Genomic DNA, 22,719 nt, shown 5'->3' on the forward strand with positions numbered 1-22,719 from the left:
ACGGTTCCTTTAAATTTGCATGGCGGGAACAAGAGCTGGAACTTTTGCGCAAATCTTTTTGTTGAAGGCGCGGGTGCGAGGGTTCCCGCGCGCCGAAATCCTCGTTCGGGACAAGGTTCTTCCAATATGGCGATCAAGATCACCGCGATCCTCCTTACATTGATCGGGCTCGCGCTGGCGGTCGGCGGCGGCCAGCTGCTGCTGCTCGGCGGCGGCCCCTATTATCTCCTCTGCGGTCTCGGGTTCCTGCTGACGGCCATTCTGCTCTTCCTCCGGAATGCCATCGCGCTCCGGGTCTATGCAGTGCTGGTGCTGGCATCGCTTGCCTGGGCGATCTGGGAGGTGGGCTTCGACTGGTGGCAGCTCGGTCCGCGCGGCGGGGTGATCATCGTGCTCGGCCTCTGGCTCCTGACGCCCTGGATCCGCCGTCCCCTTGGTTTTTCCAGCCCAACCGGAATGCGGTATGGGGCAAGCACCACGCCGCTGGCGCTCTCGCTCGTCATCGCGATCGCCGTTGCGGTCTTCTCGATGTTTATCGATCCGCTCGATCAAAGCGGCGAACTGCCCAATCAATCCGTCGCTGCGGCCCCGCCGATGGGCGGCAACGTGCCGCCCGGCGAATGGCACCAGTACGGCCGCACTCCCTATGGCCAGCGCTACTCGCCGCTCGACCAGGTGAATGTCGACAATGTCGCCAGGCTGACCGAGGTCTGGCGCTACCAGACCGGCGACGTGAAGCGGCCGGACGATGTGGGCGAGACCACCTATCAGGTGACGCCGCTGAAGGTCGGCAACTCGCTCTATCTCTGCACGCCGCACAATCTCGCCATTGCGCTCGATGCGACGACCGGCAAGGAGAAATGGAAATACGACCCGAATTCCGGCATGAACCCGGACCGGCAGCACCAGACCTGCCGCGGCGTCAGCTACTATAAGGATCAGGCGGCAGCGCCCGGCAGCCCCTGTGCCGAGCGCGTCTACCTGCCGACCTCCGATGCGCGGCTCATCGCGCTCGATGCCGCGAACGGTCAGGTCTGCCCCTCGTTCGCCGACAAGGGCACGCTGCTCTTGACCGCCGGCATGCAGTACAATCCGGCCGGTTATTATTATTCCACCTCGCCGCCGGCGATCACCGGCAACAAGATCATCATCGGCGGAGCGGTGAACGACAACTATTCCACCCAGTCTCAATCCGGCGTCATCCGCGCCTATGACGTGAATTCCGGTCAGCTCCTCTGGAACTGGGATTCCGGCAACCCGGGCCAGACCCAGCCGCTCCAGCCCGGCCAGACCTACACCACCAACTCCCCGAACAGCTGGTCGGTGTTCAGCGTCGACGAGGAACTCGGCCTCGTCTACATCCCGCTCGGCAACCAGGTGCCCGACCAGCTCGGCATGGGTCGCAGCGAGAATGTCGAGAAATACTCGTCGTCGATCGTGGCGCTCGACATCCATACCGGCGCGGACAAATGGGTGCGCCAGACGGTGCATCACGATCTCTGGGACATGGACGTGCCGGCCCAGCCCGTGCTGCTCAACCTCACAAGACCGGACAATACGGTCGTGCCGGCGCTGGTCGGCCCCACCAAGCAGGGCGATATCTACGTGCTCGACCGGCGGACCGGAGAACCGATCATTCCGGTGACCGAAGAGCCGGCCCCGTCCGGCGCGATCCCCGAGGACCGCACCGCACCCACGCAGCCGACGTCGGCGCTGACCTTCAAGCCGCGGCCGCTCCAGGAAAAGGAGATGTGGGGCATTACCATGTTCGACCAGATGGTCTGCCGCATCCGGTTCCACCAATATAATTATCTCGGCCGCTACACGCCGCCGTCGCTCGGAGGCTCGATCATCTATCCCGGCAATTTCGGCACGTTCAACTGGGGCAGCGTCGCGGTCGACCCGGAACGGCAGGTGATGTTCGGCATGCCGACCTATCTCGCCTTCACTTCCAGGCTGGTTCCCCGTGCGGATATACCGCCGAGAAGCCAGGATCAAAAGGGCAGCGAGCAGGGCCTCAACCGCAACGAGGGTGCGCCCTATGGCGTCTATATGGGACCGTTCCTCGGTCCCCTGCAGATCCCCTGCCAGGCGCCGCCCTGGGGTTATGTCGCGGGTGCGGACCTCAGGACCGGCAAGATCGCCTACAAGCACCGGAACGGCACGGTCTACGACATGACGCCGCTGCCGCTGCCCTTCAAGGTGGGCGTGCCGGGCATCGGCGGTCCGATGATCACCAAGGGCGGCGTTGCCTTCCTCGGGGCCGCGGTCGACAATTACCTGCGGGCCTACAATCTCACCGACGGCAAGGAACTCTGGAGGGCACGGCTTCCCGCCGGCGGCCAGGCGACCCCAATGACCTATGCGGTCGAGGACGGCCGCCAGTTCGTCGTGATGGTTGCCGGAGGGCACGGTTCGGTCGGCACCAAGCCGGGAGATTACGTGATCGCCTATGCCCTGCCGCGGTGATCATCCGGCCGGTGGGAAAGGCTCGGGAGTTCTCCGCCCGGGCCTCTTTGCCTTTCGTCGGTCGTCGAAACCGTTCGTGGCGGTAGTTATCGTCACAGCGGCCTTGGAGCATTATTGAAGAAGGACGGCGCCATGGACCGGACTTCGTTGCGGACCGACGTGACACCCGCGACGCCGCGTGCCACCTCTTCGGCCCGATCGATTTCCTCCGGCACCTGAACCATGCCGGCGAGCGTCACCTCGCCGCCTTTTGCCGTCACCGTCACGTCGCTGGCATCGACGCCGCCTGCCGAGGCAAGCGCATCGGAGACGGCGCCTTCCAGCGTGGCGCGGGCAGGGAATTCCGCCTCCACCTCCGGCGGCGTCTCGTGAAAATGCTGATGTTTGAAGACCATTGTCGTTCTCCGTTTTTGACGAGCGGACAACGTGCAAGCAGCGGGGATTGTTTCAGGGCGCGCCGTTCAGCACGGCGTTGATGATGTCCTGAAGCTGGTTCTGCGAGAAGGGTTTGGGCAGCCGCGGCAGGCGGTTGTCGCCGCCGACGGGCAGTTCGGCGTAGCCGGTCGCCAGCACCACCGGCAGGTCCGGCCATTCCTCCTGGATCTTGGTCGCCAGTTCGGAGCCGGTCATGCGCGGCATCGAATGGTCGGTGATCACGAGATCGATCCGATGCGCCCCGCTTTTCAGTTCCTTCAATGCGTCGGCGCCGCTATAGCTTTCGATCACCGTGTGGCCGAGATCCTCGAGCATCAGCGCCGTGTTCATCAGCACCAGCGCATCGTCATCGACGGCGAGGATGGTGAAATTCCGCTTGGGGGCTTCGGCGGCGGGTGTCGGCATGGAGGTCTCCGAAGACTGCGGACAGTCGCTTTCATCCGCGGCGGGGAGGTAGAGCGAAACCGTCGTGCCTTTCCCCTTCCTGCTTTCGATTTCCAGCTTGCCGCCGGATTGTTCGGTCAGGCCCTGGACCATGGAAAGGCCGAGTCCGGTTCCCTTGCCGACGCCTTTCGTGGTGAAGAACGGCGTCGTTGCCTGGGCAAGCGTTTCCTCGTCCATGCCTTCGCCGGTATCGGCGACCGAAAGCCTGACGTAGGGGCCGGGTTTCAGCTTCTCCGATCGTTCGTCCGCTACATATTCTTCGGCACCGATAGTGATGGTGCCGCCGTTCGCCATGGCATCGCGGGCATTGACGACGAGGTTGAGAAGCGCGGTTTCGAGCTGCACCGGATCGCTGACGATACGTTCCATGCGGTCGGGGAGGCGATTTTCGAGATGCGTGGTGGCGCCAAGCGTCGGCTGCACGAAATCCAGCATGCCCTTCACGAGGCCCGGCACGTCGATCGCCTGGATGTTGAGTTCCTGCCGGCGCGAAAAGGCAAGCATGCGCTGGGTCAGTGCCGCGCCGCGTTCGGCGCCCTGGATCGCGTTGTCCAGCAGGGAGGTCAGCGTCGGGTCGGCCGGAAGCCGTTTTCTCAGGATTTCCAGGCTGCCGAGGATCGCCATCAGGAGGTTGTTGAAGTCATGCGCTATGCCGCCGGTCAGCTGGCCGATCGCCTCCATCTTCTGCGATTGAAAAAGTTCTTCCCGCGCCTTTGCCAGCGCCTGCTGCGTTTCGACCTTCTCGGTGATGTCGCGGGTGATCTTGGCGAAGCCCAGCAGTTCGCCGTTCTCGCCGTGGATGGCGTCGATGATGACGTGCGCCCAGAAGCGGCTGCCGTCCTTGCGCTGGCGCAGGCCTTCCCTCTCGAAGCGGCCTTCGCGCCTTGCGGTTTCGAGGCTGCGTCCCGGTTCGCCGCGCTCGCGGTCCTCGGGCGTATAGAATTGCGAGAAATGCCTGCCGACGATTTCGCTCGCATCATAACCCTTGATACGTTGGGCGCCGACGTTCCAACTGCTGACATAACCGTCCGGATCGAGCATGTAGAGCGCGTAGTCGGTGACGCCCTGCACCAGGAGCTGGAACTGCTGTTCGCTGCGCCTCAGGTCCGCTTCCGCGGCCTTGCGCTCGGTCAGGTCGCGGGTCACCTTGGCGAAGCCCAGAAGTTCGCCGGCCCGGCCCCAGATCGGATCTATCACCGCATGCGCCCAGAACCGGGTGCCGTCCTTGCGGATGCGCCAGCCTTCGCTTTCGAAGCGGCCTTCGGTCGCAGCCAGCCGCAACGCAGTTTCGGGTGCTCGCGCCAGCCGTTCTTCCGTCGTGTAGAATCGGGAAAAATGCTCGCCGAGGATTTCCCAGGCCTCGTATCCCTTGAAGCGCTGGGCTCCGGGATTCCAGCTTGCGACCCTGCCGTCGATGTCGAGCATATAAATGGCATAATCTGTAATCGCATCGACCAGGAGACGATAACGCTCCTCATCCAGTAACGATACGTCGTAACTTTGCGGCACACTCATGAACTGTCCCCGGCTGCGTCATACGCAGTTCAACGCAGTATAATCGTCGTATCCCATTTTGGTTCCAAAGGGACGCAGATTTTTTACGCTATCCGATGCCGAGTCGGGACGGATTGACAGATGACGCTTTTTGCTTTACGACTGACGAAAAATGAAAATCGTCACACATTAAACGAAAGTCATCAACATTATGGACGCGAACGAGCAGACCCTGGATTCGACGAGGCAGGACAACGTCAACCGCATCCTCGATGCGGCCGAGCGCCTCTTCAAGCACTACGGCTATACCAAGACCAACGTCGCCGACATCGCTAAGGACCTCGGCATGTCGCCGGCCAATATCTACCGCTTCTTCTCTTCCAAGGCGGATATCCACAAGGCGCTGGCGCATCGGATGCTGGAAGCCAGCCGCGCCGTGGCACGTGCCAATGCGGCTCGTCCGGTCAGTGCGACGGAGCGCCTGCGCGACCATTTCCTGCAACAGCACCGGATCACGGTGGAAACCTTCCTGCATGAAAACAAGGTCCACGAGATGGTGGTCGTTGCCATGGAGGAGCAGTGGTCCGTCGTCGAGGATCATATCAAGCAGTTGCAGGCGATCGTCGCCGGCATCATCCGCGAGGGTATCGCCGCCGGCGAATTTCGTGAGCAGGATGCCGTTCTTGCCTCGGAATGCATGTGTGCCACCGTCGTCACGCTCTGCCATCCGCAGATCGTCGCGGAATGCCTGATCGAAGACCGGCGCATGACGCCGGCCGATCTCGTCGAATTCGCCCTCAGGGCCCTCAAGTAAACACCGGCGCCCGCTCCCACTGTTTGACAGGGGGCGCCTTCATCGAAAACCCGCCATCAGGAGTGCGGAGCCATGTCTTTCGAAAAGACCAGACGTCATGCATCGTTCGTCATCAAGGGCCTTCTCGCTGCCGCCGCGCTCGGCGCGCTGACGGCGTGCTCGGAAGAGAAGAAGGTCGAAGCCCCGGAAATCATCCGTCCCGTCAAGGTTATGCAGGTCGCCGCTCCGGACCAGGGCCGCAAGCTCGAATATTCCGGCTCCGTTCGGGCTCGCACGGAAATGAACCTCGGCTTCCGCGTCGCCGGCAAGATCACCGAACGGCTGGTGGATATCGGCGAACGCGTGAAGCCGGGCGATGTGCTGGCCCGGCTCGATTCGGTCGATTATCAGCTCGCGGTGCGTCGCGCCGAGGCCGATCTCGCCTCCGCGACCAAGCAGGTGGAAATCTCCGGCCTTGCACGCCGCCGCGCTGAAGCGCTGGTTGCCAAGGACGTCGCCTCTCAGGCGCAGCTCGAACAGGCGCAGCTTGCCAGCGATCAGGCCGTCTCGGTGCGCCAGTCGGCCCAGTCGGCGCTCGACCAGGCCCGAAACCAGGTTGCCTATACCGAACTCAAGGCCGATCAGAACGGCATCGTCACGACGATCGGCGCCGACGTGGGCCAGGTCGTCAGCGCCGGTACGCCGGTCGTTTCCGTCGCCATCGACGGCGAAAAGGAAGTGCAGGTCGCCGTACCCGAAATGGACGTCGCCGATTTCAAGCCCGGCAAGACCGTCAAGGTCCGCTTCTGGTCCGCGACCGATCTCGTGCTCGACGGCAAGGTCCGCGAGGTCGCCGGCAGTGCCGACGCGCAGTCGCGCACCTTTGCGGTCCGCGTCAGCCTGCCGGAAGATGGCCGCGTGCTGCTCGGCATGACTGCTACCGTCGCCGCCGTGCAGGACAATTCGGTCCCGACCTGGTCGATACCGCTCGCAGCACTCGCCAAGAAGGGCGAGCAGCCGGTGGTCTGGATCGTCGATCGCCAGAAGAGCGTGGTGAATTCCCGCGCCGTCAAGGTCGCCGACTTCTCCGAGGAAGGGGTGCGTGTTTCCGAAGGTGTGGCCAAGGGCGACCTCGTCGTCTCGGCCGGTACGCAGTTCATGAAGGAAGACATGAAGGTCAAGCTGCCGGAAACCGTCGCCTCCCGCTTCGGAGCCGTCAGCAGCCAGACCACAGCCTCCATCCAGCCCTGAGCCCCAAGCGCCTCTTCGTTTTTTCGCAATTCCTGATGGAAACCGCCATGCGCTTTCCGGGAATTGCTCCAGAAGGACCACGACCATGAGTTCCTCTCATCAGGCCAATCCCTTGGACAAGGGTGGATTCAACCTGTCCCGCTGGGCGATCGGCCATCCCAGCATCGCCCGCTTCCTGTTCGGTCTCATTATCGTCATGGGTGCGCTCGGCATCATGAACATGGGCCAGAAGGAAGATCCGGACTTCACCTTCCGCGTCATGGTCGTGCAGACCATCTGGCCGGGCGCGTCCATTCAGGACATGCAGGACCAGGTCGTCAACAAGATCGAGCGCAAGCTGCAGGAAACGCCGCATCTCGACTGGGTCAAGTCGTACACCCGCGCCGGCTTCGCGATCACCACGATCCAGATCAAGGGCGACACGAACACGGCTGAGGTCAACGACGCCTTCTACCAGGTGCGCAAGAAGATCGGCGACATCCGTCAGGACCTGCCGTCCGGCCTGCTCGGTCCCTATTTCAACGACGAGTTCGGCGACACGTATATCACGCTCAACGCGATCGTCGGCGACGGCTACAGCTATCCGGAACTCAAGCAGTTCGCAATCCAGGCGCGCGACATGCTGATCGCCACGCCCGGCGTCGAAAAGGCCGTCATCCTCGGCGACCAGCCGCAGAAGATCTTCATCGACGTCTCCTCCAAGGCGCTCGCCGAGCGTGGGCTTACCGTTCTGAGCATCCGCGACGCGCTTGCAGGCCAGAACGACGTGGATCCCGGCGGCACGGTCCAGACCTCGGACCGCTCGGTGCGGATTTCCGTCGAGGGCGGGCTGACGACACCGGAGGACATTCGCGAGCTGCGGCTGAAGGCCGGCAACCAGGTCATCCGTCTCGGCGACATCGCTACCGTCAGGCAAGGCCTCGAAGACCCGTTCCAGCGCAAGTACCGCTTCAACGGCCACGACAGCGTGCAGCTCGGCGTCGTCATGGCGAAGGGCTTCAAGGTCACCGATGTCGGCCATGCCGTCGAGGAGACATACAAGCGCTTCGAGCAGACCCTGCCGGTCGGCGTCGAGGTCCAGCAGATCTCCAACCAGCCGGAGGTCGTCACAGAAGCGGTCGGCGAATTTACCCAGGCGCTAACGGAAGCCCTTGTCATCGTGCTCATCGTCTCGCTGATCTCGATCGGCTGGCGGTCGGGCATCGTGATTGCGATCGCCATCCCGCTCGTCCTCGCCGCGACGCTCGCCATCATGTACTACATGGGCATCGAACTGCAGCGCATCTCGCTCGGCGCTCTCATCATCGCGCTCGGCCTGCTCGTCGATGATGCGATGATCGTGGTCGAGATGATGGAAAGAAAGCTGGAAGAGGGGCTGCACCGCCTCGATGCAGCGAGCTTCGCCTATTCCTCGACGGCCTTCCCAATGCTGACCGGCACGCTGATCACCACCGCCGGCTTCATCCCGGTCGGTTTCGCCGAATCCACTGCCGGCGAGTACGTGCGCTCGCTGTTCTTCGTCGTGGGTATCGCCCTCGTCGTGTCGTGGTTCGTGGCGGTCTATTTCACGCCATGGCTCGGCTATATGATCCTCAAGCAGCGGCCGCATGCCGGCACCCACCATGACGCCTACGACACCCGGTTCTACAGGCGGCTTCGCTCGACGGTCGGCTGGGCCGTCCGCCACCGGATCATCGTGCTCGCCCTGACGATCGCCGCCTTCTTCGGCAGCCTCTGGTCCTTCCAGTTCATTCCGCAGAGCTTCTTCCCGCAGTCGTCGCGCCCGGAAATCCTGGTCGACATGTGGCTGCCGGAGGGAACCGCGATCGAGGAAGTCGAACGCCAGGCGAAGGCGCTTGAAGACAAGATCCTGCCCGATCAGGACAAGACCTTCGTCGCCACCTATATCGGCGAAGGCGCGCCGCGCTTCTTCCTGCCGCTCGACCAGCAGCTCCGCAACCCGAACTATGCGCAGCTCCTCGTCATGGCGAAGGACGTCGAGGCCCGCGAACGGCTGATCGTCAAGCTGCGCGACACGCTTGCGAAGGATTTCCCGACCGTGCGCGGCAAGGTCGACCGCCTCTTCCTCGGCCCGCCGACCGGCTGGGCGGTGCAGATGCGCGTCACCGGTCCGGAGAAGGCGGAAGTGCGCCGCATCGCCGACCAGGTGAAGGAACGTTACCAGCAGCAGCCGCTGTTCGGCGCGATCCACGACGACTGGATGGAGCCGGTCACGGGCATGAAGCTCGTCATCGACCAGGACCGCGCCCGCGCGCTCGGCGTCACCTCGCAACGCATCCGCCAGGTGCTGCAGGCCGCCACCAACGGCGCTCCGGTCAGCGACTTCCGCGATGGCGAGGAGACGGTCTCGATCGTCGTCCGCGAGCCGGACGCGACCCGTGACCTGCTGTCGGCCGTGCAGTCGGTCTATATCCCGACGGATTTCGGCGGCTTCGTGCCGGTCTCGCAGGTTGCCAAGGTCGAGCCTGTGCTGGAGCAGGGCATCGAATGGCGGCGCGACCGCCTGCCGACGATCACCGTCAAGGCGACGCTGCCGGACGGCGTCGAGCCGACCCAGGTGGCGCTCAACGTCTACAACAGCATGGCAGATCTGCGCGCGGCGCTGCCTGCCGGCTACAGCGTCGAGATCCAGGGCGGCGCGGAGGATGCGGCCGAAAGCCAGAACTCGATCGCCGCCAAGGCGCCGATCATGCTGCTCGTCATCCTTGTTCTCCTGATGGTCCAGCTGCAGCATTTCGGCAAGGCGATGCTGGTGCTCGCCACCGGCCCGCTCGGCATCATCGGCGCGGCGATGGCACTGCTCATCACCGGCGCGCCCTTCGGCTTCGTAGCGATCCTCGGCGTCATCGCCCTGCTCGGCATCATCATCCGCAACTCGATCATCCTCGTCGACCAGATCGACCAGGACATCGCGGCGGGCATGGACCGGGCGGAGGCGATCGTCGGCGCGGCCGTCCGCCGTTTCCGGCCGATCACGCTGACGGCGCTCACCGCCGTGCTGGCGCTGATCCCGATCTCCCGCGGCGCGTTCTGGGGCCCGCTCGCCTATGCGATGATGGGCGGCATCCTGGTCGCGACCGTGCTCACCATCCTCGTCCTGCCGGCCGGTTATGCCCTGTTCTTCGGCCGCGACAGGAAAAAGAAGACGGACGACAAGGACGACCGGACGCCTGCCAATCAGGCCGACCTGTTCGAAAGCCGCCCCGACCTGCCGATCGCGGCAGAGTGACGGCGAGCGCCTTCCTCGGGAGCCTGGTAACTCCTGAGGAAGGCGTCCTGATTGTTCCTGACAGCTTCGAAAATATAGTCCGCCACCATGCGGACGCGCGGTATCTGGCTCAGGTCCCGATGGCACATCAGCCAGTAGGCGCGCCTGAGTTCCACCTCGTCCGGCAACACGATCTCCAGATCCGGCTGCGAACGGGTGATGAAGTGCGGCAGCACGCAGAGGCCGAGCCCGTTCAAGGTCGCGGTCAACTGCGCGAAAATGCTGGAGCTCTGGAAGCGCGCCTTGATGCCCGGATGGACATCCCCGAGATAATCGAGACCCGGCACGAAGATCATGTCCTCGATATAACCGATGAAGGGATGTTCGAGCAGGTCCTGCCGGCTGCGAATCGGCGCAGCCTGGGAAAGATAAGATTTCGTCGCGTAGACGTTGAGGCTGTAGTCGGTGAGCTTCTCGGTGAGATAGGGGCCGTCTTTCGGCGGATCGAGGGAGACGGCGATATCCGCCTCCTTGCGCGATAGCGACATGATCTGCTGGATCGTCACCAGTTCGAGCGTGATGTTCGGATGGCTGTCGCAAAAACTGCGGATCTTGTCGGCGAAGAAGAAATTGGCAAATCCTTCCGGCGTGCTGAGCCTCACCACCCCGCGCTGCGCCGTCGTACCCGACATGAGATCCGCCTGCAGCCGGTCGGCTTCCGCCTCGATCCTTTCCGCCGCCTCGATGAAGCGCTGGCCGATCGCCGTCAGCACGTAGCCGCGCGGGTTACGCTCGAAAAGCTTCACCTTGAGGGAGAATTCCAGCCGGTCGATACGCCGCGAAACAGTCGCATGGCTGGTCCTGAGCTGGCGCGCCGCCGTCGACAGCTGTCCGGTGCGGGCGACTGCCAGGAAATATTGGAGGTCGTCCCAGGTGAAGTTCTGGTTTGTGCTCAAAGGGTTCCCGTCTGTTCAAAAACGCACAGATGCTGTTTGCAATTAATTGCAGCGGCATGCTTGCGTCAACGGCAGTTTTCCTGAACCATGCGGTTCTGGAGCTGCCGCTATGAGGAGAGCGGCTCACCAATTTTGAACAGATTGTTTGGCACATTCTCTGGGAGGAGAAACCATGCGCAAGATCATTTTGACGTCTCTGGTGACATCACTGGCGGCTCTTCTCGCAAGCAGTGCGGCATTCGCCCAAAGCGCCTCAGGGGGTGCGTCCGACAACAAGGTGAAGATCGGCATCCTCAACGACCAGTCGGGCGTCTATGCCGATTTCGGCGGCAAGTCGTCCGTCGAAGCCGCCAAGATGGCGGTCGAGGATTTCGGCGGCAAGGTTCTCGGCCAGCCGGTCGAGATCGTCGATGCCGACCACCAGAACAAGCCGGACATCGCCTCCAACATCGCCCGCCAGTGGTACGATACCCAGCAGGTCGATGCGATCATGGAACTGACGACCTCGTCCGTGGCGCTTGCGGTTCAGGCGATCGGCAAGGAAAAGAAGAGGATCGACATCGTCACCGGCGCGGCGACGACCGACCTCACGGGCAAGGCCTGCTCACCCTACGGCTTCCATTGGGCCTATGACACCCATGCATTGGCGGTCGGCACCGGTGGCGCGCTGGTCAAGCAGGGCGGCGACAGCTGGTTCTTCCTGACGGCCGACTACGCCTTCGGTTATTCGCTCGAACAGCAGACCGGCGATTTCGTGAAGTCCTCCGGCGGCAAGATCGTCGGCGCGGTCCGACATCCGCTCGCCACCACCGATTTCTCGTCCTTCCTGCTGCAGGCCCAATCTTCCGGGGCGAAGGTCGTCGGTCTGGCGAATGCCGGTCTCGACACGTCGAACGCCATCAAGCAGGCGGCCGAATTCGGTATCACTGCCGGCGGGCAGCGCCTCGCGGCGCTGCTCTTCACGCTGGCCGAGGTGCACGGCCTCGGTCTCCAGGCGGCGCAGGGGCTGACGCTGACGGAAGGTTATTACTGGAACCTCGACGACAAGAGCCGCGAATTCGCCAAGAAATTCTTCGCCCGCACCAAGAAGATGCCGAACATGGTCCATAGCGGCACCTATTCGGCGGTCACGCAATATCTGAAGGCGATCCAGAAGGCCGGCACCGACGACGCGGACGCCGTTTCCAAGGCGCTGCACGAAATGCCGGTGGACGATTTCTTCGCCCGCGGCGGCACGGTCGCCAAGAACGGCCGGATGATCCACGACATGTACCTGCTGCAGGTCAAGAAGCCCGGCGAAAGCAAGGAACCCTGGGACTATTTCACCGTGCTCGCCACCATTCCCGGCAAGGACGCGTATATGGATCCCGCCAAGAGCGGCTGCGATCTGGTGAAGTGATGGCGGTCACTGCCACAGCGAAACAGGAAGAGCCGCGGGTGGTGTTGTCCGCCCGCGGCCTCTCGAAAAGCTTCGGCGCCTTCATGGCGGTGAAGAACGTGGACCTCGACGTGCATCACGCGCGCGTCCATGCATTGATCGGCCCGAACGGTGCCGGGAAGACCACCGTCTTCAACCTGCTCACCAAGTTCCTGCAGCCGACGGCCGGTTCGATCACACTGATGGGGACCGACATCACCCGGACGCCGCCGGACAGGGTGGCGCGCATGGGCCTCGTGCGCTCTTTCCAGATTTCGGCGGTTTTCCCGCATCTGACGGTGCTCGACAATGTGCGCGTCGCGCTGCAGCGGCCGAGTGGGCTTTCGACCCAGTTCTGGCTGCCGGTCTCCTCGCTCGACCGGCTGAATGCCCGCGCCGACGAGCTGATCGAGACGGTGGGTCTCAAGCGCGAGCGCAATGCGCTGGCTGCCGACCTTTCCTACGGCCGCAAGCGGGTGCTCGAGATCGCCACGACGCTCGCGCTCGATCCGAAGGTGCTGCTGCTGGACGAACCGATGGCCGGTATGGGGCAAGAGGATATCGGCACCGTCGCCAACATCGTCCGCGAGGTGGCGAAGACCCGCGCCGTGCTGATGGTCGAGCACAATCTGTCGGTCGTTGCCGACATCTGCCACCACGTGACCGTCCTCCAGCGCGGCGAAATACTCGCCGAGGGCGACTATGCCGCCGTCAGCGCCGACCCGCGGGTTCGCACCGCCTATATGGGCACGGAGGAGGCCTGAGATGGCACCGTTGCTGCAAGTCTCCAATCTCAATGCCTGGTATGGCGAAAGCCATGTGCTGCACGGCGTCAACATGAGCGTGGGCGAGGGCGAGACCATTACCATTCTCGGCCGCAACGGCGTCGGCAAAACGACCACCCTGCGCACCATCATGGGCATCATCCGCGAGCGCCAGGGCGAGATCCGCTTTGCGGGCAGGGATATGCTCGGCGTGCCGCTGCACAGGACCGCGCATGCCGGCATCGGCTTCGTGCCGGAGGAGCGCGGCATCTTCTCGACGCTGTCGGTCGAGGAGAACCTGATGCTGCCGCCGGTCGTGGCCGGGGGCGGCATGCCGCTCGACGAGATCTACGATCTCTTCCCGAACCTCAAGGAGCGCCGCTCCAGCCCCGGCACGAAACTTTCCGGCGGCGAGCAGCAGATGCTGGCGATCGCCCGCATCCTGCGCACCGGCGTAAAGCTGCTGATCCTCGACGAGCCGACCGAAGGCCTCGCGCCGGTCATCGTGCAGCGCATCGGCGAGGTGCTGAAGAAACTCAAGGAGCGCGGCATGACCGTGCTCCTGGTCGAGCAGAACTTCCGCTTCGCAAGCCGCGTCGCCGATCGGTTCTATCTGATGGACCATGGCCAGATGGTGGCGGATTTCCCGGTCGGCGAACTGCCGGGGAAGATGGACATGCTGCATAAGGTTCTGGGGGTGTAGGTGATGGTCAGAGATGTGGAGTTTGCCCATAGGACACCGGCGGCTGATATTTTCTCCGTCATCCCTGTGCTTGTCACAGGGATCCAACAACCGCGCGTCTGCGCGGTGAATGACTCCTTTCAGCCCAAGGACTTGGGCTGGCTGGATTCCTGTGACAAGCACAGGAATGACGGAGGGAGAGGCAAGCTCCCAATGATCTACCCCTCAAGGGGGGAGATCGGCACGCTGCGCCGTCTTCCCCACATCGCGGCGACATTGCTCGGGAGCCCCGCGCCATGACGATGATCTTCGGCATACCGCTCCAGGCCTTTCTTGGGCAGCTGCTGATCGGCCTGATCAACGGTTCCTTCTACGCGCTCTTGAGCCTCGGCTTGGCGGTCATCTTCGGGCTCTTGCGCGTCATCAACTTCGCACACGGGGCGCAATACATGCTCGGCGCGTTCGCGGCGATGCTGATGCTGCAGTATTTCGGCGTCAACTACTGGTTCGCGCTGATCTTGGGACCGGTCGTCGTCGGCCTGTTCGGCGCCTTCATCGAACGCACCATGCTGTCCAGGCTCTACGATCTCGATCCGCTCTACGGCCTGCTCTTCACCTTCGGACTGGCGCTGACCATCGAGGGCACGTTCCGCTATCTCTACGGCGCTGCCGGCCAGCCCTATTCGGTGCCGGCGCAGCTTGCCGGCGGCACGAACCTCGGCTTCATGTTCCTGCCCATCTACCGCGGCTGGGTGGTCGTCGTGTCGCTGGTCGCCTGCATCGGCACCTGGCTGCTGATCGAAAAGACCAAGCTCGGCGCCTATCTGCGTGCGGCGACCGAAAATGCCACCCTCGTCCAGGCGTTCGGCGTCAACGTGCCGATGCTGCTGACCTTGACGTACGGGCTCGGCGCGGCGCTTGCCGCATTCGCCGGTGTACTGGCGGCGCCGATCTACCAGGTCTCGCCGCTGATGGGGTCGAACATCATCATCGTCGTCTTCGCGGTGGTCGTGGTCGGCGGCATGGGCTCGATCATGGGGGCGATCCTCACCGGCTACATGCTCGGCATCGCGGAGGGCCTGACAAAGGTATTCTACCCGGAGGCCTCGAATATCGTCATATTCGTGATCATGGCGATCGTACTCCTGCTTCGGCCGGCAGGCCTTTTCGGACGGGATGCGTGAGATGAGCGAGATGACCCAAACCGCTGCCAAACCGCGTATCGAGCGCTCGGCTACCGCTTCCAGGACCTACACGATCTTCGTGATCATCGGTCTCGCGGCTCTGATCCTCGCGCCGATGTTCTTCTATCCGATCTTCCTGATGAAGCTGCTCTGCTTTGCGCTCTTCGCCTGCGCCTTCAACCTGCTGCTCGGCTACACCGGGCTCCTCTCCTTCGGCCATGCGACCTTCTTCGGCGGGGCGGCCTATTTCACCGCGCATGTGGTGAAGGAATGGGGCTTTCCGCCGGAACTCGGCATCTTGACCGGCGTCGCCGGTGCGGCACTGCTCGGTCTGGTCATGGGCTTCTTCGCGATCCGCCGGCAGGGCATCTATTTCGCGATGATCACGCTGGCCCTGTCGCAGATGTTCTTCTTCTTCTGCCTGCAGGCCAAGTTCACCCAGGGCGAGGACGGCATCCAGTCGGTGCCGCGCGGACACCTGTTCGGCTTCATCGACCTCAACAACTCGACCAACATGTATTACTTCGTGCTGGCCGTGTTCGTCATCGGCCTCATCGTCATCTGGCGCTTCATCAACTCTCCCTTCGGCATGATCCTCAAATCGATCCGCGAGAATGAGAACCGCGCCGTCTCGCTCGGTTATTCGGTCGCCCGCTACAAGCTCGGCGCGTTCGTCATGTCGGCGGCGCTGGCGGGGCTTGCCGGGGGGCTGAAGGCGCTGGTCTTCCAGTTCGCGACGCTGACGGACGTCGCCTGGCAGATGTCCGGGGAGGTGATCCTGATGACGCTGCTCGGCGGCATCGGCACGCTGATCGGGCCGATCTTCGGTGCGGGTCTGGTGGTCACCCTGCAGAACTATCTGGCGACCTCGGATTTCCCGGTGACGATCATCACCGGCATCGTCTTCATGATCTGCGTGCTGCTCTTCCGGCGGGGCATCATTGGAGAATTCTACGCCTCCCGGCTCGGGCGGAAGCTCGGTTTCGAGCATCGGCGGTGATTTACGGAGAGCGGGTGTTGCCCCTCACCCTGGCCCTCTCCCCGCCGGCGGGGAGAGGGGATTTGGAGTTCGCGGCTTGCGTCCTTCTCCCCGTCCAAACGGGGAGAAGGTGGCGGCAGCCGGATGAGGGGCGGTTTCGGAGTCGCATACGGGAATGGATATCTACGACTACATCGTCATCGGCGCGGGCAGCGCGGGATGCGTTCTGGCCAACCGGCTGTCGAAGGATCCCGGCAACCGGGTCCTGATCCTCGAAGCGGGCGGCAGCGACAATTACCATTGGGTGCATATCCCCGTCGGTTATCTCTACTGCATCAACAATCCGCGCACCGACTGGTGTTTCACCACCGAGAAGGAAGAGGGGCTCAACGGCCGCTCGCTCTCCTATCCGCGCGGAAAGATCCTCGGCGGCTGCTCGTCGATCAACGGCATGATCTACATGCGCGGCCAGGCTTACGACTATGACATGTGGCGGCAGATGGGCTGCACCGGCTGGGGCTGGGACGACGTGCTGCCGATCTTCAAGCGATCCCAGGATTTCTACAAGGGCGCCGATGACATGCATGCGGTCGGCGGCGAATGGCGCATCGAAAAGCAGCGCCTCAGCTGGGCCGTGCTCGACAGTTTCCAGAAGGCGGCGGAAGAGGCCGGCATCCCGATCGTCGACGACTTCAACCGCGGCGACAACGAGGGATCCAGCTATTTCGACGTCAACCAGCGCTCCGGCATCCGCTGGAACGCGTCGAAGGCATTTCTTCGCCCGGCCATGAAGCGCGCGAACCTGACGGTGCTCACCAAGGCGCATGTGCGCCGGCTGATCATCGAGAACGGCGAGGTGAAGGGCGTCGAATTCCAGCACGACGGCGTGACGAAAAAAGCCCAGGCGAGGAAGGAAACCGTGCTGAGCGCCGGGGCGATCGGCACGCCGCATATTCTCGAACTCTCCGGCGTCGGCCGCGGCGAGGTGCTGCGACAGGCGGGCGTCGAGGTGGTCAAGGAGGTGAAGGGCGTGGGCGAGAACCTGCAGGATCACCTGCAGCTGCGGCTCGTCTACAAGGTAACCGGAGTGCCGACGCTCAACGAAAAGGCCTCCAGCCTGATCGGCAAGGCTTCGATTGGCCTCGAATACGTGTTGAAGCGTTCCGGGCCGATGTCGATGGCGCCGAGCCAGCTCGGCATCTTCACGAAATCCGGACCGGACAAGGAGACGGCGGATCTCGAATATCACGTCCAGCCCGTGTCCCTCGACAGGTTCGGCGAGCCGGTGCACGCCTTCCCGGCGATGACGGCGAGCGTGTGCAACCTTCGTCCGGAAAGCCGGGGCTCGGTGCATCTGAAAAGCCCGGATTTTGCCGCGGCACCCGGCATTCACCCCAACTACCTCTCGACTCCCGGCGACCGGGACGTCGCCGTCAAGTCGATCCGGCTCACCCGCGAGATCGTCAGGAAGCCGGCATTCGCGCGGTATCATCCGGAGGAATACAAGCCCGGTCCCGCTTACGAGACCGATGCCGACCTCGAAAAGGCGGCGGGCGATATCGGCACGACGATCTTCCATCCGGTCGGCACCGCCCGCATGGGCGCCGATCCCGACAGCGTCGTCGATCCGCGGCTGAAAATGCGCGCGCTCGGAAAATTGCGTATCGCCGATGCTTCGATCATGCCCAATATAGTCTCCGGCAACACCAATTCGCCGACGATCATGATCGCCGAGAAGGCGGCCGAGATGATCCTGGCCGACAATCGCTAGACGGGGCGTTCGACAGACGCCGATCCGGAGACCCGCATGACCGATATTCCCATTGAGAGCGATGAAGTCCTTCTCGACCGCGTCGGCTCGGCGGCCGTCATCCGGCTCAACCGGCCGAAGGCGCTGAACAGCCTGAACCTCTCCATGGTGCGGGTGATGAAGGCGGCGATGCAGCATTTCGCCGATGATCCGGAGATTTCCTGCGTCATTCTGAAGGGTGAGGGCGACCGGGGGCTCTGCGCCGGCGGCGATATCCGAGTGATCCACGAGGCAGGCAAGTCGGGCGATCCGGAGGTGACGCGGTTCTGGCGGGAGGAGTTTCCGCTGAACTATGCGGTCTCCCACTATGCCAAGCCGTATGTGGCGCTGATGGACGGCATCGTCATGGGCGGCGGCGTCGGTATCGCCTCGCATGGAAAACACCGGATCGTCACGGAACGGACGAAGCTCGCCATGCCGGAGACGGGTATCGGCTACGTGCCGGATGTGGGGGCCACATGGCTGCTGCCGCGCGCGCCGGGCGAGGCCGGCACCTGGATAGGGTTGACGGGCGAGGTGATCGGCGCGGCCGACGCCATCCATGCCGGTCTCGCCGACGCATCGGTACCGTCCGAACGGCTCGGCCCGCTTGTCGAGGTGCTTGGAGAATTGAAGGGGGGTGCGTCGGACGAGCAGGTGCGGGCGGTGATCGACCGTTTTGCCGTCTTGCCCGGCGAAAGCCAACTCGAGGCGCATCGCGAGATCATCGACCGGGTTTTCCGTTTCGATACCGTCGAGGAGATTGTGCGGGCGCTCGACAGGGAGGATGATGAATTCTCCAGGAGGACGCGGGACATCGTCATCAAACGCTCACCGACCAGCCTCAAGCTGGCGCTCAGGATGCTGAGGCTCGGGCGGGAAAGTTCGAGCCTCGTCGAATGCCTGGAGCGGGAATTCACCGTGGGCTCGGAAATCCTTCGCAACCACGACTTCTACGAAGGAGTCCGGGCGGCGATCATCGACAAGGACCGCAATCCGAAATGGTCTCCGGCGACGCTGGAGGAGGTCGGGGATACGGACCTCGACCGCTATTTCGCTACGCGGCATCCGGTGCTGTTTCCGGACCATCGGCTTTGAACGACACAAGAACGACGAGGGAGGAAGACATGACCAAGATCGCTTTCGTGGGGCTCGGCAATATGGGCGGACCGATGGCCGCCAATCTGGTGAAGGCCGGTCATGACGTGCGCGGCTTCGACCTCTCGGAGGCGTCGGTGAAGGCCGCGGCCGCGACCGGCGTCAAGGGCGCCGGTGCGCTTGCCGAGGCCGTCAGCGATGCCGAATGCATCATCACCATGCTGCCGAAAGGCCAGCATGTCACGGCGGTCTGGACCGATCTCACCACGCTGATCCCGGAGGGCACTCTCGTCATCGACTGCTCGACCATCGACGTGGAAAGTGCGCGCAAGGCGCATGAACTGGCGGATGTCATGAATTGCATCTCGCTCGACGCGCCCGTCTCCGGCGGCACCGGGGGGGCTGCGGCCGGCACGCTCACCTTCATGGTCGGCGGCACGGAAGAGGCGTTTACGATGGGCAGGCCGATCCTGGAGGCGATGGGCAGGAAGATCGTCCATTGCGGCGGCGCCGGCGCCGGCCAGGCGGCCAAGATCTGCAACAACATGATATTGGGCATTTCGATGATCGGCGTCTGCGAAGCTTTCGGGCTTGCCGAAAAACTCGGGCTTTCGCATCAGGCATTGTTCGACGTCGCCTCGACGTCCTCCGGCCAGTGCTGGTCGCTCACCACCTATTGCCCGGTGCCGGGCCCGGTGCCGACCTCACCCGCCAACAACGACTACAAGCCGGGTTTTGCCGCAGCCCTGATGCTGAAGGACCTGACGCTTTCGCAGGAAGCGGCAAGGCAGTCGGGGGCGGCGACGCCGCTCGGGCGCTATGCAGCGGAACTCTATGCGGAGTTTGATAGAGCCGGCCATGGGGCGGACGATTTTTCTGCGATCATCCGGATGCTGCGGGAAAAGGCAGTCGTTTAAGTCTTGCCGGCAACACGTTTGTCCACGTCCGGCCGACCGGCGTGGTTGGGAGTGGGGCAGGCAGCGGTATGGGGTTTGGGAGGTAGGATTTTCTGCCTGCCCCGGCCGTTTGATGCGATCCTTGGAGATTTGTCAGTTCCCGTCAGACCGCATTTTGCGACCATCACCGGAAACCGAGGTCCAAGAACCTTGAAGAGGAGGCCGGTTCGCGAACCCGGTTTCCCATCCGATGACGTGAGAATTATCGCTCCGGCCGGGAGGGTGGGGACAAACGGCACAGGCCACTCGGTCCAAGCCGTTGACAAATAAGCGGTTTATTTTTCAATGACGCCGAAATCGTCCCCGCATGCGGCCTGCCCGGCGGGGCTTTTGTTTGCGTTTGTCTGTCCCGAGCAACGGGAGTAAAATCCACGTCCCCTGGCCGGCCGGCCATGGACTTGTGATGGAGGAGAACATGGGCCGCAAATTTATCGACTGCCGCGAATTTCCGAGCGAGATGAACTGCACCATAGCCATCTCGGCCGACAATACCGATGAACTCGTCAATGCAGCCGTGCAGCATGCCATGACCGTGCATGGTCATCAGGACACTCCGGAATTCCGCTCCGAGATCAGAAAAGCCATTCACGAGATGGAAGCTCCGCGCAGTGTCGCCTGACAGAGGCACGCTGGAATCCGGTCACTTCATGACGCTGCCTTCCTTCAGGGGAGGCGGCGTTTTCCGATCGATCCTCGGCTCCCGGACAGGGCATCCCGGCCGCACGAGGGAAAAGCTCCGCCGAACGTGCCCGAAAATGGACAAAATTTCTAAGAGCGCCTGCAAGCAGGGTGGCCGGTTCCTCGCGATCGGACGCATGTCCCGATAGTTTTGCGATCACGATCCAACACCGGAGACTTGCATGAACCGCCTCCCGATCCTTGGGCTTGCTCTTATTGCTCCCTTGGCCGCGCTTTTCACTACTCCCGCGCTGGCCCAGTCGCCGACGAAACTCCTCAATGCGTCCTACGACGTTTCGCGCGAGCTTTTCGCCGCCGAGAACGAGGCCTTCATCAAGAAAAACCCGGGCGTCACCATCGACCAGTCGCATGCCGGCACCTCGAAGCAGGCGCGCTCGATCGTCGAAGGCCTGGAAGCCGACGTGGTGACCTTCAACCAATCGACGGATATCGATTTCCTCGCCAAGAACGGCTTCGTTTCGAAGGACTGGACGAAGACCTTCCCGAACAACGCCTCGCCCTTCTATTCCTTCCCGTCCTTCCTGGTGCGGGCCGGAAACCCGAAGAACATCAAGGACTGGGGCGATCTGGCGCGTGACGACGTGCATGCCGTCTTCCCGAACCCGAAGACCTCGGGCAATGCCCGCTACACCTATCTGGCGGCTTATGCCTGGGCCCAGGAAGCCTACAAGGGCGATGCGGAAAAGATCGAGGCCTATATCACCAAGATCTTCGACAACGTTCCGGTCTTCGACACCGGCGGCCGCGCCTCGACGACGACTTTCGTCGAGCGCCAGACGGGCGACGTGCTGATCACCTTCGAAGCCGAGACCCGCGGCATCGTCAAGCAGTATGGCGCCGACAAGGTGACGAGCGTCATCCCGTCGGTCAGCCTGCTCGCCGAATTTCCAGTCGCCGTCGTCGACAAGGTCGCCAGGAAACACGGAACCGAGGCGCTTTCCAAGGCCTATCTCGACTTCCTCTACACGGAAGAGGGCCAGCGCATCGCCGCCCAGTTCGGCCATCGCGTCAACAACGAAAAGGTCGCTGGCGAATTCCGACAAGAGTTTCCGGCCATCCGCCTCGTGAAGGTGGAAGACACGTTCGGCGGCTGGGACAAGGTGCAGAAGGAGCATTTCGCTTCGGGCGGCACTCTCGACAAGCTCTACGGCAGCCGTTAATCGGCAACCTGACGTCGCTTTTGATCTCGCCCGGCGGATTTTCATCCGCCGGGCATTGTCGTGCCGATATGGGCTGTGAGAAGAGGAAATGACCGCTTGAGACGCAATGTCCTGCCCGGATTACGCCTGTCGCTGGGTGTGACGCTGTTTTATGTCGGCCTGATCGTCGTGCTGCCGATCGCCGCACTCGTCTTCAAGGCGGCGAGCCTCGGCCCGGAGGATTACTGGCGGATCGTCTCCTCGGCCCGTGCGCTGGCGAGCTACCGGGTCACCGTGCTCGCGGCGCTGGGGGCCACGCTCTTCAACCTCTTCTTCGGCCTGGCGCTCGCCTGGGTGCTGGTGCGCTACCGCTTTCCCGGCTGGCGCCTCGTCGATGCGATGGTGGATCTCCCCTTCGCGCTGCCGACGGCGGTCGCAGGCATTTCGCTGACGGCGCTCTTTACCGCCAATGGCTGGTTCGGTTCCATCCTCGCCGATTTCGGCATCAAGGTCGCCTACACGCCGCTCGGCATCATGATCGCCATGTGTTTTACCTCGCTGCCCTTCATCGTGCGCACCGTTCAGCCGGTTCTGGAGGATCTCGATCCGGCGCTGGAGGAGGCGGCGCAATCGCTCGGCGGCTCCGATTTCGCCATCTTCCGCAAGGTCATCCTGCCGCTTTTGACGCCCGCGCTGCTTGCCGGCGTGTCGCTCTCGTTTGCCCGCTGCCTCGGTGAGTTCGGAGCGATCATCTTCATCGCCGGCAACCAGCCCATGTCGACGGAAATCACCGCGCTCCTGATCTTCATCCGGCTTGAGGAATATGACTATCCGGCGGCTGCGGCGATTGCGTCTGTGCTGCTCATTACCGCCTTGGTGATGCTTGCGCTCACCAACTGGATGCAGTCGCGCGCCCTGCGCTATACGGTGAGGAGTTGATC

At 63.1% G+C, this 22,719-nt stretch carries 18 protein-coding genes; 15 read left to right on the top strand and 3 right to left on the bottom strand.

The window, feature by feature from the left end; genetic code table 11:
- Window positions 1-126 precede the first annotated feature (126 nt).
- Window positions 127-2,469, top strand: coding sequence for a glucose/quinate/shikimate family membrane-bound PQQ-dependent dehydrogenase (locus DMO26_RS11790; protein WP_117192232.1), 2,343 nt, complete (start codon window positions 127-129; stop codon window positions 2,467-2,469).
- Window positions 2,470-2,561: 92 nt separating this feature from the next.
- On the opposite strand, the gene DMO26_RS11795 is transcribed toward DMO26_RS11790, so the two are convergent.
- Both DMO26_RS11795 and DMO26_RS11800 read right to left on the bottom strand, forming a co-directional pair.
- Complete coding sequence (locus tag DMO26_RS11795) at window positions 2,562-2,864, bottom strand: BON domain-containing protein (RefSeq protein WP_117192233.1); 303 nt, start codon at window positions 2,862-2,864, stop codon at window positions 2,562-2,564.
- A 52-nt stretch (window positions 2,865-2,916) separates the two neighbouring features.
- Window positions 2,917-4,863, bottom strand: coding sequence for a hybrid sensor histidine kinase/response regulator (locus tag DMO26_RS11800; protein WP_117192234.1), 1,947 nt, complete (start codon window positions 4,861-4,863; stop codon window positions 2,917-2,919).
- A 187-nt stretch (window positions 4,864-5,050) separates the two neighbouring features.
- Between DMO26_RS11800 and DMO26_RS11805 the strand changes: the two genes are divergently transcribed.
- From DMO26_RS11805 to DMO26_RS11815, 3 genes are all read left to right on the top strand, one after another.
- Complete coding sequence (locus tag DMO26_RS11805) at window positions 5,051-5,656, top strand: TetR family transcriptional regulator (protein WP_404947043.1); 606 nt, start codon at window positions 5,051-5,053, stop codon at window positions 5,654-5,656.
- Window positions 5,657-5,728: 72 nt separating this feature from the next.
- Complete coding sequence (locus DMO26_RS11810) at window positions 5,729-6,886, top strand: efflux RND transporter periplasmic adaptor subunit (RefSeq protein ID WP_117192236.1); 1,158 nt, start codon at window positions 5,729-5,731, stop codon at window positions 6,884-6,886.
- A gap of 85 nt (window positions 6,887-6,971) precedes the next feature.
- On the top strand, window positions 6,972-10,136 hold the full coding sequence (locus DMO26_RS11815) for an efflux RND transporter permease subunit (protein ID WP_117192237.1): 3,165 nt from the start codon (window positions 6,972-6,974) through the stop codon (window positions 10,134-10,136).
- Here the strand turns inward: DMO26_RS11815 and DMO26_RS11820 are convergent.
- The gene (locus tag DMO26_RS11820; protein WP_117192238.1) at window positions 10,085-11,071 is read right to left on the bottom strand and encodes a LysR family transcriptional regulator; all 987 of its coding nucleotides are present in this window, start codon (window positions 11,069-11,071) and stop codon (window positions 10,085-10,087) included. The genes DMO26_RS11815 and DMO26_RS11820 overlap by 52 nt on opposite strands.
- A 172-nt stretch (window positions 11,072-11,243) precedes the next feature.
- On the opposite strand from DMO26_RS11820, the gene DMO26_RS11825 reads away from it, so the two are divergent.
- The 11 genes from DMO26_RS11825 to cysT all read left to right on the top strand — a co-directional run bounded on the left by DMO26_RS11825 (window position 11,244) and on the right by cysT (window position 22,717).
- Window positions 11,244-12,470 (top strand): ABC transporter substrate-binding protein, encoded by a 1,227-nt coding sequence (locus tag DMO26_RS11825; RefSeq protein ID WP_117192239.1) that lies wholly within the window; start codon window positions 11,244-11,246, stop codon window positions 12,468-12,470.
- Window positions 12,470-13,252, top strand: a complete 783-nt coding sequence (locus DMO26_RS11830) for an ABC transporter ATP-binding protein (protein WP_117192240.1) — start codon at window positions 12,470-12,472, stop codon at window positions 13,250-13,252. Before DMO26_RS11825 ends, DMO26_RS11830 begins: the two co-directional genes overlap by 1 nt.
- A gap of 1 nt (window position 13,253) precedes the next feature.
- Window positions 13,254-13,955 (top strand): ABC transporter ATP-binding protein, encoded by a 702-nt coding sequence (locus tag DMO26_RS11835; protein WP_117192241.1) that lies wholly within the window; start codon window positions 13,254-13,256, stop codon window positions 13,953-13,955.
- Window positions 13,956-14,230: 275 nt separating this feature from the next.
- On the top strand, window positions 14,231-15,118 hold the full coding sequence (locus tag DMO26_RS11840; RefSeq protein ID WP_117192242.1) for a branched-chain amino acid ABC transporter permease: 888 nt from the start codon (window positions 14,231-14,233) through the stop codon (window positions 15,116-15,118).
- A gap of 1 nt (window position 15,119) precedes the next feature.
- The gene (locus DMO26_RS11845; protein ID WP_117192243.1) at window positions 15,120-16,118 is read left to right on the top strand and encodes a branched-chain amino acid ABC transporter permease; all 999 of its coding nucleotides are present in this window, start codon (window positions 15,120-15,122) and stop codon (window positions 16,116-16,118) included.
- Window positions 16,119-16,272: 154 nt separating this feature from the next.
- Window positions 16,273-17,868 (top strand): GMC family oxidoreductase, encoded by a 1,596-nt coding sequence (locus tag DMO26_RS11850; protein WP_117192244.1) that lies wholly within the window; start codon window positions 16,273-16,275, stop codon window positions 17,866-17,868.
- Window positions 17,869-17,904: 36 nt separating this feature from the next.
- Window positions 17,905-18,984 (top strand): enoyl-CoA hydratase/isomerase family protein, encoded by a 1,080-nt coding sequence (locus tag DMO26_RS11855; protein WP_117192245.1) that lies wholly within the window; start codon window positions 17,905-17,907, stop codon window positions 18,982-18,984.
- Between the two features lie 29 nt (window positions 18,985-19,013).
- On the top strand, window positions 19,014-19,901 hold the full coding sequence (gene mmsB, locus DMO26_RS11860) for a 3-hydroxyisobutyrate dehydrogenase (protein ID WP_117192246.1): 888 nt from the start codon (window positions 19,014-19,016) through the stop codon (window positions 19,899-19,901).
- 454 nt (window positions 19,902-20,355) lie between these two features.
- Window positions 20,356-20,559: a DUF1059 domain-containing protein gene (locus DMO26_RS11865; protein ID WP_117192247.1), complete on the top strand. Its 204-nt coding sequence runs from the start codon at window positions 20,356-20,358 to the stop codon at window positions 20,557-20,559.
- 241 nt (window positions 20,560-20,800) lie between these two features.
- On the top strand, window positions 20,801-21,799 hold the full coding sequence (gene cysP / locus DMO26_RS11870) for a thiosulfate ABC transporter substrate-binding protein CysP (RefSeq protein WP_117192248.1): 999 nt from the start codon (window positions 20,801-20,803) through the stop codon (window positions 21,797-21,799).
- 96 nt (window positions 21,800-21,895) lie between these two features.
- A complete protein-coding gene (gene cysT / locus DMO26_RS11875) occupies window positions 21,896-22,717 on the top strand; it encodes a sulfate ABC transporter permease subunit CysT (RefSeq protein ID WP_117192249.1) in 822 nt (273 codons plus the stop codon).
- Window positions 22,718-22,719: the final 2 nt, after the last annotated feature.

Origin of the sequence: Rhizobium terrae (genome assembly GCF_003425685.1) — a bacterium.
GTDB lineage: Bacteria > Pseudomonadota > Alphaproteobacteria > Rhizobiales > Rhizobiaceae > Neorhizobium > Neorhizobium terrae.

Coding starts and splice junctions, on each gene's coding strand:
- DMO26_RS11790 (WP_117192232.1), top strand. CDS start 127: ATGGCGATCAAGATCACCGCGATCCTCCTTACATTGATCGGGCTCGCG.
- DMO26_RS11795 (WP_117192233.1), bottom strand. CDS start 2,864: ATGGTCTTCAAACATCAGCATTTTCACGAGACGCCGCCGGAGGTGGAG.
- DMO26_RS11800 (WP_117192234.1), bottom strand. CDS start 4,863: ATGAGTGTGCCGCAAAGTTACGACGTATCGTTACTGGATGAGGAGCGT.
- DMO26_RS11810 (WP_117192236.1), top strand. CDS start 5,729: ATGTCTTTCGAAAAGACCAGACGTCATGCATCGTTCGTCATCAAGGGC.
- DMO26_RS11815 (WP_117192237.1), top strand. CDS start 6,972: ATGAGTTCCTCTCATCAGGCCAATCCCTTGGACAAGGGTGGATTCAAC.
- DMO26_RS11825 (WP_117192239.1), top strand. CDS start 11,244: ATGCGCAAGATCATTTTGACGTCTCTGGTGACATCACTGGCGGCTCTT.
- DMO26_RS11830 (WP_117192240.1), top strand. CDS start 12,470: ATGGCGGTCACTGCCACAGCGAAACAGGAAGAGCCGCGGGTGGTGTTG.
- DMO26_RS11835 (WP_117192241.1), top strand. CDS start 13,254: ATGGCACCGTTGCTGCAAGTCTCCAATCTCAATGCCTGGTATGGCGAA.
- DMO26_RS11840 (WP_117192242.1), top strand. CDS start 14,231: ATGACGATGATCTTCGGCATACCGCTCCAGGCCTTTCTTGGGCAGCTG.
- DMO26_RS11845 (WP_117192243.1), top strand. CDS start 15,120: ATGAGCGAGATGACCCAAACCGCTGCCAAACCGCGTATCGAGCGCTCG.
- DMO26_RS11850 (WP_117192244.1), top strand. CDS start 16,273: ATGGATATCTACGACTACATCGTCATCGGCGCGGGCAGCGCGGGATGC.
- DMO26_RS11855 (WP_117192245.1), top strand. CDS start 17,905: ATGACCGATATTCCCATTGAGAGCGATGAAGTCCTTCTCGACCGCGTC.
- mmsB (WP_117192246.1), top strand. CDS start 19,014: ATGACCAAGATCGCTTTCGTGGGGCTCGGCAATATGGGCGGACCGATG.
- DMO26_RS11865 (WP_117192247.1), top strand. CDS start 20,356: ATGGGCCGCAAATTTATCGACTGCCGCGAATTTCCGAGCGAGATGAAC.
- cysP (WP_117192248.1), top strand. CDS start 20,801: ATGAACCGCCTCCCGATCCTTGGGCTTGCTCTTATTGCTCCCTTGGCC.